Annotated in this window: 12 protein-coding genes; 6 read left to right on the forward strand and 6 right to left on the reverse strand. The window is 53.4% G+C overall.

Annotated elements, in window-relative coordinates; translation table 11 throughout:
• Window positions 1–59 precede the first annotated feature (59 nt).
• From gluQRS to panD, 6 genes are read left to right on the forward strand one after another with little or no spacing between them, the layout of a single operon-like run.
• Window positions 60–989, forward strand: a complete 930-nt coding sequence (gene gluQRS, locus KVT28_RS14650) for a tRNA glutamyl-Q(34) synthetase GluQRS (RefSeq protein ID WP_101762066.1) — start codon at window positions 60–62, stop codon at window positions 987–989.
• A 38-nt stretch (window positions 990–1,027) separates the two neighbouring features.
• Window positions 1,028–2,440 carry a polynucleotide adenylyltransferase PcnB gene (gene pcnB, locus KVT28_RS14655; RefSeq protein ID WP_206098210.1) on the forward strand — a complete coding sequence of 471 codons (1,413 nt, stop codon included), beginning with the start codon at window positions 1,028–1,030 and terminating at the stop codon, window positions 2,438–2,440.
• The gene (gene folK / locus KVT28_RS14660; RefSeq protein WP_217549067.1) at window positions 2,437–2,922 is read left to right on the forward strand and encodes a 2-amino-4-hydroxy-6-hydroxymethyldihydropteridine diphosphokinase; all 486 of its coding nucleotides are present in this window, start codon (window positions 2,437–2,439) and stop codon (window positions 2,920–2,922) included. Before pcnB ends, folK begins: the two co-directional genes overlap by 4 nt.
• Window positions 2,923–2,964: 42 nt before the next feature.
• The gene (panB, locus tag KVT28_RS14665; RefSeq protein WP_217549069.1) at window positions 2,965–3,759 is read left to right on the forward strand and encodes a 3-methyl-2-oxobutanoate hydroxymethyltransferase; all 795 of its coding nucleotides are present in this window, start codon (window positions 2,965–2,967) and stop codon (window positions 3,757–3,759) included.
• A 15-nt stretch (window positions 3,760–3,774) separates the two neighbouring features.
• Window positions 3,775–4,629 carry a pantoate--beta-alanine ligase gene (panC, locus tag KVT28_RS14670; RefSeq protein WP_101762070.1) on the forward strand — a complete coding sequence of 285 codons (855 nt, stop codon included), beginning with the start codon at window positions 3,775–3,777 and terminating at the stop codon, window positions 4,627–4,629.
• Window positions 4,630–4,670: 41 nt separating this feature from the next.
• Entirely contained in the window at window positions 4,671–5,051 is a 381-nt protein-coding gene (panD, locus tag KVT28_RS14675) for an aspartate 1-decarboxylase (RefSeq protein ID WP_007888760.1), read from the forward strand.
• A gap of 54 nt (window positions 5,052–5,105) precedes the next feature.
• Here panD and KVT28_RS14680 read toward each other — a convergent pair whose 3' ends face one another.
• From KVT28_RS14680 to KVT28_RS14705, 6 genes are all read right to left on the reverse strand, one after another.
• A complete protein-coding gene (locus KVT28_RS14680) occupies window positions 5,106–6,191 on the reverse strand; it encodes a CfaE/CblD family pilus tip adhesin (RefSeq protein WP_217549071.1) in 1,086 nt (361 codons plus the stop codon).
• Window positions 6,192–6,279: 88 nt separating this feature from the next.
• Window positions 6,280–8,907: a TcfC E-set like domain-containing protein gene (locus KVT28_RS14685; RefSeq protein ID WP_217549073.1), complete on the reverse strand. Its 2,628-nt coding sequence runs from the start codon at window positions 8,905–8,907 to the stop codon at window positions 6,280–6,282.
• Window positions 8,908–8,951: 44 nt separating this feature from the next.
• Window positions 8,952–9,443, reverse strand: a complete 492-nt coding sequence (locus KVT28_RS14690; RefSeq protein WP_101762074.1) for a CS1 type fimbrial major subunit — start codon at window positions 9,441–9,443, stop codon at window positions 8,952–8,954.
• Window positions 9,444–9,502: 59 nt separating this feature from the next.
• Entirely contained in the window at window positions 9,503–10,222 is a 720-nt protein-coding gene (locus KVT28_RS14695) for a fimbrial protein TcfA (RefSeq protein ID WP_101762075.1), read from the reverse strand.
• Window positions 10,223–10,569: 347 nt separating this feature from the next.
• A complete protein-coding gene (locus tag KVT28_RS14700; RefSeq protein ID WP_101762076.1) occupies window positions 10,570–11,340 on the reverse strand; it encodes an ABC transporter permease in 771 nt (256 codons plus the stop codon).
• A complete protein-coding gene (locus KVT28_RS14705; protein ID WP_101762077.1) occupies window positions 11,337–12,263 on the reverse strand; it encodes an ABC transporter ATP-binding protein in 927 nt (308 codons plus the stop codon). The genes KVT28_RS14700 and KVT28_RS14705 overlap by 4 nt, the downstream gene beginning before the upstream one ends.
• Between the last annotated feature and the right edge of the window lie 72 nt (window positions 12,264–12,335).

Here is a 12,335-nt window from a genome sequence, read left to right on the forward strand (position 1 = left end):
AAATTGCTACCGCACAGCCGGGAAAATCCCTGTTTTCCCGACGTGCGGTACACTTCGTTATGAATCCTTCAAACTGCATTGGGCGTTTCGCTCCCTCCCCTTCTGGTGACCTCCATTTTGGTTCGCTGATTGCTGCGTTAGGCAGTTACCTGAGTGCGCGCGCGCAACAGGGACGCTGGCTGGTGCGCATCGAAGATATCGATCCCCCGCGTGAAGTTCCCGGTGCCGCAACGCGTATTTTGCAGCAGCTGGAACATTATGGTCTTTACTGGGATGGCGACGTTTTATGGCAGTCACAGCGCCACGATGCCTATCGCGCCGCGCTAAGCTGGCTGCAAACGCATCGACAAAGTTACTTCTGCACCTGCACGCGTAGCCGCATCCAGCAGCTGGGCGGTTTTTACGATGGTCACTGCCGCGATTTGCAGCTGCCGCCGGACAACGCCGCGCTGCGCCTGCGTCAGCATGCGCCGGTTAGCGGCTTTGACGATCGCCTGCGTGGCCATTTACAGGCTGAAGCGCAGCTGGCGCAGGAAGATTTTATTATCCATCGCCGTGATGGGCTGTTTGCCTACAATCTCGCGGTGGTGGTTGATGACCATTTTCAGGGCGTAACGGAAATCGTGCGCGGCGCGGATTTGATTGAGCCCACGGTGCGCCAGATTGCGCTGTATCAGCAGTTTGCCTGGCCAGTGCCGGATTATCTGCATTTGCCGCTGGCGGTCAATCGCGATGGCAACAAGCTTTCCAAGCAGAATCATGCGCCCGCGCTGCCCGCTGGCGATGCGCGGCCGCTGCTGGTGCAGGCTTTACGCTTTCTTGGTCAGCCGGTTTCGGCTGGCTGGCAGGATGAATCGCTGGAAAGCCTGTTGAAACAGGCCGTCGCGCAGTGGAATATCCGCCTGATTCCGTTGCAGAACGGTCTTAAAGAGGATGAAACGACATCACCATTCCTAAATGGTTCTCAACAGGCTATGATTAGCCGCTGATTTTATTAACACCCTTTTTCTCACTGTCGAGGTGTCCCATTTTTACCCGAGTCGCTAATTTTTGCCGGAGAGTCCTCAAGCGTGATGAGGAGGCGCCTGAAGAGGTGGAAGCTGAAAGTCCTGGTCAGATGACTGTCATTCCACGAGAAAGCCACAACATCTCACGCAAAGATATCAGCGAAAACGCCCTCAAAGTGCTCTATCGTCTGAACAAAGCCGGATTCGAAGCCTACCTGGTTGGCGGCGGCGTGCGCGATTTGCTGCTCGGCAGCAAGCCGAAAGACTTTGATATCACCACCAACGCCACGCCTGAACAGATGCGCAAGCTGTTCCGCAACTGCCGTTTGGTGGGTCGTCGTTTTCGTCTGGCACATGTGATGTTCGGTCCGGAAGTGATCGAAGTCGCCACCTTCCGTGGTCATCATCATGAAGAGAGCGAAGAAGATCGCAACAGCTCGCAGCGCGGCCAGAACGGCATGCTGCTGCGCGACAACATTTTCGGCAGCATTGAAGACGATGCCCAACGCCGCGATCTCACCATCAACAGCCTCTATTACAGCGTGGCCGATTTCACCGTACGTGATTACGTCGGTGGCTTGCACGATTTGCACGAAGGCATCATTCGCATGATTGGCGATCCGGAAACGCGCTACCGCGAAGATCCGGTGCGCATGCTGCGCGTAGTGCGCTTCGCCGCCAAGCTGCAGATGCGTATCGCGGCAGAAACGGCCGAGCCGATTCCGCGTCTGGCGACGCTGCTGAATGACATCCCGCCGGCGCGCATGTTTGAAGAGTCGCTCAAGCTGCTGCAGGCTGGTTACGGCTACCGCACCTATCAGATGATGCGTGAATATCAGCTGTTCCAGCCGCTGTTCCCGATGCTGACGCGCGGTTTCACCGCCGAAAGCGACAGCCTGATGGAACGTATGCTGGCGCAGGTTCTGAAAAATACGGATACCCGCTTGCAAAATGATATGCGCGTCAATCCGGCCTTCCTGTTTGCCGCAATGTTCTGGTATCCGCAGCTGGAATCCGCCGAACGCATTGCGCAGGAAAGCGGCCTGACCTATTACGATGCTTTCGCCCTGTCGATGAACGAAACGCTGGATGAAGCCTGCCGCGCGCTGGCGATTCCCAAGCGTATCACCACGCTGATTCGTGATATCTGGCAGCTGCAGCTGCGCATGTCGCGTCGTCACGGCAAACGTGCGTGGAAGCTGATGGAGCATCCTAAGTTCCGTGCCGCTTACGATTTGATGGCGCTGCGTGCCGACGTGGAAAACAATCCTGAGCTGCAAAAGCTGACGCATTGGTGGGGCGAGTTCCAGGCGGCGGCACCGGTGCAGCAGAAAACCATGATGACCACGCTGGGCGACGATCCGGCCCCGCGCCGTAAACCGCGCCGTCCGCGTCGCCGTCCAACCGGGCCTCGCACAAACAGTCCGCAATGACCCGCGTTTACCTCGCTTTAGGCAGTAATCTGGCCGATCCGCTGCATCAGGTTGATGCAGCGTTGGCCGCGCTCGATGCCATCCCGCATACCTCGCGCATCGCCACATCTTCCCTGTATCGCACGCCGCCGTACGGCCCGCCGGATCAGCCTGATTACCTTAATGCGGTAGTGGCGCTGAAAACCGCGCTAGACGCTGAGGCGCTGCTCGATCATACCCAGCGCATTGAGCTGGAACAGGGTCGCGTGCGCAAAGCTGAACGCTGGGGACCGCGCACGCTGGATCTCGATATCATGCTGTTTGGCAACCAGACCATTAACACGCCGCGCCTGACCGTGCCGCACTACGACATGCACAATCGCGCTTTTATGCTGGTGCCGCTGCTGGAAATTGCCCCGCAATTGTCGCTGCCGAATGGACAAGCCTTATCTGTGATTCTTGCCACCCTGGATCGCAGCGCTATCCGTTTGTGGTCTGAGTAAGCCGTAGTACACTGCGCGCATCAGAAAACTCTGGAGCGTGTGATGAAACCAACAACCCTCTCCCATTTACGCCAACTCAAAACCAGCGGGCGCAAATTTGCCATGCTGACGGCGTACGACTTCAGTTTTGCCCGCCTGTTTGCCGATGAAGGCATTCAGGTAATGCTGATTGGCGATTCGCTCGGCATGACCGTGCAGGGCCATGAATCGACCTTGCCGGTCACCGTGGACGATATCGCCTATCACACCGCCGCCGTGCGCCGTGGCGCACCGCTGGCGCTGCTGATGGCCGATCTGCCGTTTATGAGTTACGCCACGCCAGAACAGACGTTTACTAACGCCGCACAGCTGATGCGCGCAGGCGCCAATATGGTGAAGCTGGAAGGCGGCGAGTGGCTGGCGGAAACCGTGCGTATGCTAACCGAGCGCGCTGTCCCGGTGTGCGGCCATTTGGGCCTGACGCCGCAGTCGGTGAACATCTTCGGTGGCTACAAAGTACAGGGCCGCGATGAAGCCGCCGCTGAACGTCTGCTGGCCGATGCGCTGGCGCTGGAAGCCGCCGGTATGCAGCTGCTGGTGCTGGAGTGCGTGCCGGTGGCGCTGGCGGAACGCGTTACGAAAGCGCTGTCGGTGCCGGTGATCGGCATCGGTGCGGGCAACGTCACTGACGGTCAGATTCTGGTGATGCACGACGCCTTTGGCATTACCGGCGGTCACATTCCCAAATTTGCCAAAAATTTCCTCGCAGAAACCGGCGACATTCGTGCAGCGATTCGCCACTATATCGCCGACGTTGAAGCGGGCCTCTATCCAGCCGCTGAACACAGTTTCCAGTAAATCAGGAGATTTGCAGTGCTGATCATTGAAACACTGCCGATGCTGCGTCGTGAGATTCGTCGCTGGCGTCAGGCAGGTAAACGTATCGCGCTGGTGCCCACCATGGGCAACCTGCACGACGGTCATCTGACGTTGGTCGATGAAGCGCGCGAGCGCGCTGACGTTGTAGTGGTCTCGATTTTCGTCAATCCGATGCAGTTTGATCGTCCCGACGATTTAGCGCGCTATCCGCGCACGCTGCAGGACGACTGCGAGAAGCTGAATCGTCATAGCGTGGATCTGGTGTTTGCGCCCGCGCCCGCCGATGTCTATCCCAAAGGCCTGGATAGCCAAACCTTCGTGGAAGTGCCGGGTTTATCATCGCTGCTGGAAGGCGCCAGCCGTCCGGGACACTTCCGCGGCGTCTCCACCATCGTCAGCAAACTGTTTAATCTGGTGCAGCCAGATATCGCCTGCTTCGGCGAGAAGGATTTCCAGCAGCTGGCGATTATCCGCAAGATGGTGGCGGATATGGGCTTCGATATCGAGATTGTGGGCGTGCCAACGGTACGCGCAAAAGATGGCCTGGCGTTGAGTTCGCGCAATGGCTATCTCACCGCCGACGAGCGTAATATTGCAGCCGGTCTTAGCCAGGTGATGAACAGCATGGCCGAACGTCTGAGCAACGGCGAGCGCCATGTTGAAGAGATTATCGAGCAAGCGGAAGTGGCGTTGCGTGAGAAGGGGTTCCGTCCGGATGGACTGGCGATTTGCGATGCCGAAACCTTACAAGCGCTGAACGTGGACAGCCAGCGCGCGGTGATTTTGATGGCCGCATGGCTCGGCAATGCGCGTCTGATTGATAATCAGCAAGTGGATCTGACGGAGTAGTTTTCCGTTGTTTATTGGCAGCTTAACAAGGTTAGACAGTTATGATTCGCACCGTACTTCAAGGCAAACTGCATCGCGTTAAAGTCACTCAGGCAGATTTGCATTACGAAGGTTCCTGCGCCATTGACCAGGATTTCCTCGACGCCTCCGGCATTCTGCAATACGAAGCCATCGACATTTACAACGTCACCAACGGCCAGCGTTTTTCCACCTACGCAATTGCCGCTGAACGTGGCTCGAAGATCATCTCAGTCAACGGTGCCGCCGCACGCTGCGCCTGCGCTGGTGACATCATGATCATCTGCTCTTACGTGCAGGTCGAAGATGAAGTCGCACGCAGCTGGCAGCCGAAAGTTGCCTATTTCGAAGGCGATAACGAAATGAAGCGCCTCGCTAAGGCGTTGCCGGTTCAGGTGGCCTAAATTCAGGGGCGCCCAAAGCGGCGCCCTTTTTCGATTCCCACAACCCGCAGCCTGCTACGGAATGCCGGTTTCGACTTTGAATTCCAGCCTCAGCGTGCCTGAGTACTGACCCGCCGCCTTAGTCGCGTGATCAAAGGCCGGCGTCGATAAGCGTAATCGTCCCAGCGTACAGGCCACCGGAACATTGATTCCCGGCAACATCACCAAGCGGTAGTCACCGTAGTCGTTACGGGGAATGATCAGCGCGGACTGGTTAGTGAATTGACGCGTCATGCCATTCCACTCCACGAATGCCTGAAAATCGATACGCTGGCTTTTATCCGTGTTCAAAGCGCCTTGTTTAATAATCGTGAAATCGGTACTGCTGCGATCGGGCAACATTACGCCATCAGAGAGCGTTAATTGCAGAGATTGACTGTTGGCGCCATAACCATCGTACATGCACATATCCAGATAGCTGTGGCCTGCGCCCGCCATATTTTTTCCCGTATCACGCAAGTTAAGCGCCATACGCGGCGTAGCGGTATGAAACGCGGGAAAATAGAGTTGCGCCGCATTGTCATCGATATTCAATTGGATATTTACGCGCCATTCCGCGGCTTTTTGAAACGGCTCTCCCTGCATCACATTTATTTTTAAATCGGCTTCCCATATGCCGCCGCTGGGCAACAGCGCGAGCTGATCTGCACTGATATAGACGCTCAGGCCCGATCCCTGGCGCAGATAGCCGCCACAGTTGGGCGAGAACTTATCGTTAATGGCATAGTGTTCATGGGTAAAATAGCCTCCGGTGCAGCGTGCAGCCTCGCCACGCCCATAAGGCTGCCGGTAAGCGATCAATTTCAGATTGACGCTATTTTTCGTTTTACGCTCGGTGAAAGTTAATACGATTTCAGATTCCGCTTCGCCGCCAGAATATTTCGCGCTCGTTTCACATGCCCCGTGCTGCGGATCAGTTGATGAATCGCACAAATAGGTGCCATAGCCCCAGCGCCGGGCATCATCCACCTTCCAGCCAGCAATTTCGCGTACAAAAATATCAATTTTGCTCGGTAGTTTTTGTTTGGATACAGCGGCGGTGACAATTTTATTAATATCACTCGCTTCCTGATCGGCATGGGCCACCGGCGTGATTAACATCGTGCCGCATATTATTATGCCTACCCACTTATATATGCGTGAGCTCAGGGTTAAAAAGGGCATTGTTTGTCACTCACTTTTGAAGCCATTAAGGGTTATTAAACGCAGCGAGGCTTATATTCTTGCGCATCGCGTCTGGTAGCGCCGCCACATCTATAAGCGGACACATCACTTCACCAACAAACTGCACAGCATTTTTACGCTGCTTCACACGTAGCGCGCAGGCGTATATCTGCATCGACTCCTGCAGATAAAGCGTGGTGATGCGCTGTGCGCTATCAAATAACATGCCGCCGTCGCTATCTAATTGCGCCGGTGTATTTATCACCCTGGCGTCGCGCAATGGCATACCATTTTCTTTGAGCGCCCGTCCGACATAGGTTAAATTCAGCCGCGCTTTTACCTTGCGCTGCACAATTTTACCCGGCAGCAAAAACAATGATTGTTCACTGCCACCGGTACTGAGCGTGGCGGCCTGCTGATTATCACTTGATGTGCTCTCACGAATGCGGTGCGTGCCCGATTGATATCCCACCGCCGGAAGAAAAGCACTGTCGCCAAAATTGAGCGCATAAGTATGGCCATTGGCCATGACTTCTGCCGCTGGACCCCATAACGCGCTGTCAGCATCCACGCTTACCACCACACCCGCCGGAGAATCCGTGCTGCCTGCGCTGCTGCCCGACCAAAATCCCTGAGACGTGGCGGCGAAGGCCGAGTTATAGCTTCCGGTTAAACTGGTTCCACCCTGGTTATGGGATAAGGTTCCATAGACGTTGCCATGCATCCCATCACGTCGCCCCGAGAGCTGAGAATACATTTCGCCTCCCTGGCTGCCCGTCGCGGTCACGCTTAATTCACGATATTCCGGAGCAAACCATGAAACCGCATGTGAAGCCTGCCAACCCATTTCAGCCCCCTGGCTGTGTTGGCGGCGATACTCGCCTCCAATCTGCGAAGTGTGACGCCGATCCGAAGCGGCTTCCTCGCGCGGCACATAGGACAGGGAAATACCGATGTATCCACCGCGATCGGGTTCCTGACCGCTACTTATGCTACGAAAGATGCCCGCACGCGCCGACACTAATAGCGTGTTAAGTGTGAAACTGCGGCTGATATCCAGCTGCCAGCGCGTCTGTTTGCTGGCCTGCTGATCTGTATAGCGCGGATATGAAGGCGCGGGATCAACCCTAACGTCAGGCGTTACTGAGGCGCGGCTCTTGCTGTATCCCAGCGACACCGCGCTGCCCGCAAGCTGACCAGAAAGCGTTGCATTCAGACTCTGTGAACAACGATATTGACCTGCGTGCGTGGCCGATATGCAGGTATTACCTTGCTGCTGATAACGATATAAGGAAAGCGTTGCGCCTTTAGTCATCGCAAGCTGCTGAATATTGCCAGCCAGCCCATGTTTGCTCGCCATTGCCCCGATTCCCAGATTGACTATTCCGAGGGATGAGACGTTTTGCCAATCCAGACGGGTTTCATTAAAGCTTTCTCCTGCCAGCACTGAAACGGCGCTGGTGATCGTCAGCGGTTCGGCAAGGCGCGTTCTGAAGCCACTCTGCAATGCAAAAGGGGGAGGATTTTTAACGTCTGGCGCCGAATTAACGGCCTCAGCCACCTTCCCCAGCTGTGTGAACCATTGAAAATCTGCCGGCCCCTGCTGCAGCGTCGTTTTGCTAAACGGGTATTGTTGTACGCGGCTTAATGCGCCCTCTTCATAGAATTTCAACGTTAAAAGATAACGTCCCTGGGGAAATGCCTGACTATTTAGTTTCACCACGCCTGCGGGCAGGTATTGCGTACCCAACAGTTCATCATCGCGATAAACATCCACCCGCGTGGTTCGCGATAATAATAAGGTGATAGGTGTTGTTGTTTCGCTCTCTTCACTGTTATTAACGTAACTTTGGGTGGTGCCCAGCCGTACTCCATAAAATTTAGGCAGCGGTAATAACGATAAATTAAAATTTCCGCCGAGCGCGCCATAGAGATTGCGCTTATCCATTTCGCCAGCCTGAACATAGCGGCGTGTGCCAATATCATGACGAACATACAGATCATCATGGCGAAATGTTTTTTCCGTGTAATGTGATTGTTGATTGAACAATGCTTGCCAGCTACCGGAGAGATAACTTTTTTCGCCCAATCCCAATGCACCATTTCCTATAATGCTGATATTTTTAGTTGTGTCAGACGTAGCGATATTGATTTGCTGCTGATGGATAAGTGCATTGTGCGCGTTCAGCGCAGGTGCGTAATAGCCAGTACCCGCAGGGGCTAGTGGCAGCCATGTGACGTTAATAAACAGATCAACATCATTGCGGCTTTCATTATAAATTAGCGCAGCACTTTCGGTATCCAATTGCCCACAACGTATTGAGGAAACATCATTTAAACAGGCTTTATGCCCATTACGGGCGAGTGGCTGACGCAAAGCCGTTGTTAGCTTTTTTTCGTGTTCCTCACTTAAACCATAAATTTCTTTGATCCGCTGAACCAATTTTTCTGGTTGCGAAAACTGGATTTCATCAGGTTTTACCAGCGCATCATAAAGCCCTAAGTCATGGCTGGCTAAACGCACAGACAGTAATTCATACTGACCCAGTAATAACTCTTCAAAACCTAATGGCACGTTCTCCTGGCTCTGCGCCAGGCAGGGATAAATCGCTGCACCGACCAAAAATAGAATTAACCAGGAGAACGTCTTCACAATTAAAATCTCAAGCCAGAAATATTACGATTGTCACAACAGCATTAAGGTGCCTGCACCACTGCCAGTCTTACCAGACCGGTATAAAAACCTGCTGCAGGCGTAACATTGCCGCTGGAGATTTCCAATGGAATGGAACGCGACGCACCGGCACCTTTTGCCGTTGAAAACAGGCTGGTCGCGGTAAAAGTAGTGTTAGTCGTCGTCAACGCTTTCCCATCAAATTTAACCGTCAGCGGAATGGTGTTTGCTGGCGTCAGGGTGTGCGTCAATTGCGCTGCGTTATACAGTTTGATGTTGAGGTCTTTTTCAACATCATTGGTATGCACGCGGGTATTAATAATTTTAGGCGCCAATTTATTCATATCGGCCAGATACTTCATTTCAATCGCTGAGGGTAGATTTGAGCCATCTTCCATCATTAATGTCATCATGGGATCAATGGATGCCGTGACGGTAATATCCTGATCAACCGCATAGGCATTGAAGGCCATGCCTCCCATTAAAGCCATTGCCGCGAGTACTTTCACTTTCATTTCCTATTCCTTTATTCACTTTTATTGAATTGGCTAATGTTAGCCGTTACGCAGGACAATCAAGGGAAGACACTTATTTTCTCTTGATCCTCTCCTTGTAATTTAAATACCAGCCTTAAAGCGCCATGCTTAGGCTGAATTTTCAGCGTGTAACGTTCACCGGGATAGACACTGCGTTGATCCTGGATCCATTGACATGCATTCTCTTTCATCTCTTTTTTGCAATAACTATAACGTTGCAGAATCACGCGAACATTACCGCGATTATGCAACTGCTGTTTATGTCGATCATATTCCACGGCAGGCTGAGCGATTAATGGTTGCTGGCGCACCAGCACACCCCAAATTAAGCTCATGCCAATCGAAGCATTGATTTTATTGGTCACAGCCGGTGCATCACTGTCTAAAGCGGCGACCGGCTCAAAGTAAATACGGTAAACATGCTCATGACTCACCGGCTGCAGCGCTATAATCCGCACGAGTTTATTCGCTCCGGCAGGCAAAGCGAACTTAACCGGGGATACCACAATATTTTTACCCTGCCAGCTTTTTACTTCGCGTTCTTGTTCCTCTGGCGTTGCAGGATGAATAACCTCTTTAACCACCACACGTACATATTGGGTATTTTCGCTTTTAGAGGTGATTTGAATGGGCGTGTTTTCATTACGCTTTTCATCCAGGTTTATTACCATGGGATAAACGCTCATATTGGCCATCGCGGCATGAATCCCCATTAAGCCCAAAAGAATGGCGCTCAATACTGCTGTTAACTGCTTCATAATGCCTAAACGTCTTATGCTGTTCCGATAGCCTTTTATGACGACAATCTATTGTGGAAATTAAGTCACATCAGGGAAGACGTTTCGGGATAAGGCAGCGAGGAGAAAAGCGGATGCGGTTAAAATTTTAATAAGACCAGTTTCTTCAATATTTTAAGTCCAACCTTTAGAAGGTATTGGCTGTTAGCATCAGTCTTAAGCGCCAAAACAGGGCAGCGTTTGAGACATATCTCAATCTCAACCTGACCCGTTAAGAAGGTGTTAATGCCACAGGCGACAAACTCAGGACGAAAAAAAAGGCCATAAAATGGCCTTTACAAAGGAGGGGACAGAGGTGCTATGCCAGGTTAGGTCCGTAACCCGCGCCCACGCTGAATCAGCGAATACACCAGCACATAAAACACCACGATAAAGGCGATCAGCACCGATAGCGTGAACACCAGCGGCACATCGTTGATGCCGAGAAAACCGTAACGGAAGCCGCTGATCATATACACCACCGGATTCAGCTTCGACACCGCTTGCCAGAACGGAGGCAGCAGCGTCAGCGAATAGAACACGCCGCCGAGATAGGTTAACGGCGTCAGCACGAAGGTGGGAATCAGGCTGATATCGTCAAAAGTGCGCGCGAATACCGCATTTAGCAGACCCGCCAGTGAGAACAGAATCGCCGTCAGCAACAGCGTCAGCGCCACCATCGACCACGAATGCACGTGGAACGGCACGAAGAACAACGAAATCGCGGTAACCAAAATCCCCACGCACACGCCGCGCGCCACGCCGCCGCCGACATAACCGGCGATAATGATGTGCGTTGGCACCGGCGCCACCAGCAGCTCTTCAATGTTGCGCTGGAACTTGGCGCTAAAGAACGACGATGCCACGTTGGCGTAAGCGTTAGTAATCACCGCCATCATGATCAGGCCCGGCACGATAAACTGCATGTAGCTGAAACCGTGCATATCGCCGATGCGTGAACCGATCAGATTGCCGAAGATAATGAAGTAGAGTGTCATGGTGATCACCGGCGGCACCAGCGTCTGAATCCAGATGCGGGCGAAGCGGTTGATCTCTTTGCTCCAGATGCTCTTGAGCGCCACCCAATACAAGTGCGTCATGCTTTCACTCCTGTTTTTCCCTGTGTCAGGCTGACGAACAGCTCCTCAAGGCGGTTAGCTTTGTTACGCATGCTCAGCACCTGCACGCCCTGCGTGCTCAGCTGGCTGAACACGCTGTTCAGACCTTGCTCACGCATCACTTCCACTTCCAGCGTCGAGGTATCGACCAGTCGATACTGGAAGCCCTCCAGCTGCGGCAGCGGGCTACGCGGCGCCAGATCGAGGATAAAGGTTTCGGATTGCAGCTTGGAGAGCAACCCTTTCATCGAGGTGTTCTCCACCAGCTCGCCGCTCTGAATAATACCGATATTGCGGCACAGCATTTCCGCCTCTTCCAAATAGTGCGTGGTGAGGATGATGGTGGTGCCTTTAATATTCAGCTCTTTCAGGAAACTCCACATCGAACGGCGCAGTTCGATATCTACGCCCGCGGTCGGTTCATCGAGTATCAGCAGCTTCGGCTCATGCATCAGCGCACGCGCGATCATCAGGCGGCGCTTCATACCGCCCGAAAGCATGCGCGCACGTTCGTTGCGTTTGCCCCACAGATCGAGCTGATTCAGGTATTTTTCCGCGCGTTTATTAGCTTCAGCGCGTTCAACACCGTAATAACCAGCCTGATTGACCACGATCTGCATTACGGTTTCAAACGGGTTGAAGTTGAACTCCTGCGGCACCAGCCCAAGCTGGCGCTTGGCGTTGACCACATCTTTTTGCAGGTCATAGCCAAACACGCGCACGCTGCCGCCGGTTTTATTCACTAACGAGCTGATAATACCGATGGTGGTGGATTTACCGGCGCCGTTTGGCCCCAGCAGGGCGTAAAAGTCGCCCGCTTCCACGTTGAGATCGAGTCCTTTCAGCGCCTGTACGCCGCCGGGATAGGTTTTGGTCAGCCCGGAAATTTCCAGTGCATATGTCATTGCGAATCCATACCTTGTTGTAGAGACATCAAAGGCCTATGAAAATGGTAATGCGCACGAGCGATGTCGCGG

The organism is Pantoea sp. GbtcB22 (genome assembly GCF_019091025.1).
Classification (GTDB): domain Bacteria; phylum Pseudomonadota; class Gammaproteobacteria; order Enterobacterales; family Enterobacteriaceae; genus Pantoea; species Pantoea leporis.

Coding starts and splice junctions, on each gene's coding strand:
- gluQRS (WP_101762066.1), top strand. CDS start 60: ATGAATCCTTCAAACTGCATTGGGCGTTTCGCTCCCTCCCCTTCTGGT.
- folK (WP_217549067.1), top strand. CDS start 2,437: ATGACCCGCGTTTACCTCGCTTTAGGCAGTAATCTGGCCGATCCGCTG.
- panB (WP_217549069.1), top strand. CDS start 2,965: ATGAAACCAACAACCCTCTCCCATTTACGCCAACTCAAAACCAGCGGG.
- panD (WP_007888760.1), top strand. CDS start 4,671: ATGATTCGCACCGTACTTCAAGGCAAACTGCATCGCGTTAAAGTCACT.
- KVT28_RS14680 (WP_217549071.1), bottom strand. CDS start 6,191: ATGTTAATCACGCCGGTGGCCCATGCCGATCAGGAAGCGAGTGATATT.
- KVT28_RS14690 (WP_101762074.1), bottom strand. CDS start 9,443: ATGAAAGTGAAAGTACTCGCGGCAATGGCTTTAATGGGAGGCATGGCC.
- KVT28_RS14695 (WP_101762075.1), bottom strand. CDS start 10,222: ATGAAGCAGTTAACAGCAGTATTGAGCGCCATTCTTTTGGGCTTAATG.
- KVT28_RS14700 (WP_101762076.1), bottom strand. CDS start 11,340: ATGACGCACTTGTATTGGGTGGCGCTCAAGAGCATCTGGAGCAAAGAG.
- KVT28_RS14705 (WP_101762077.1), bottom strand. CDS start 12,263: ATGACATATGCACTGGAAATTTCCGGGCTGACCAAAACCTATCCCGGC.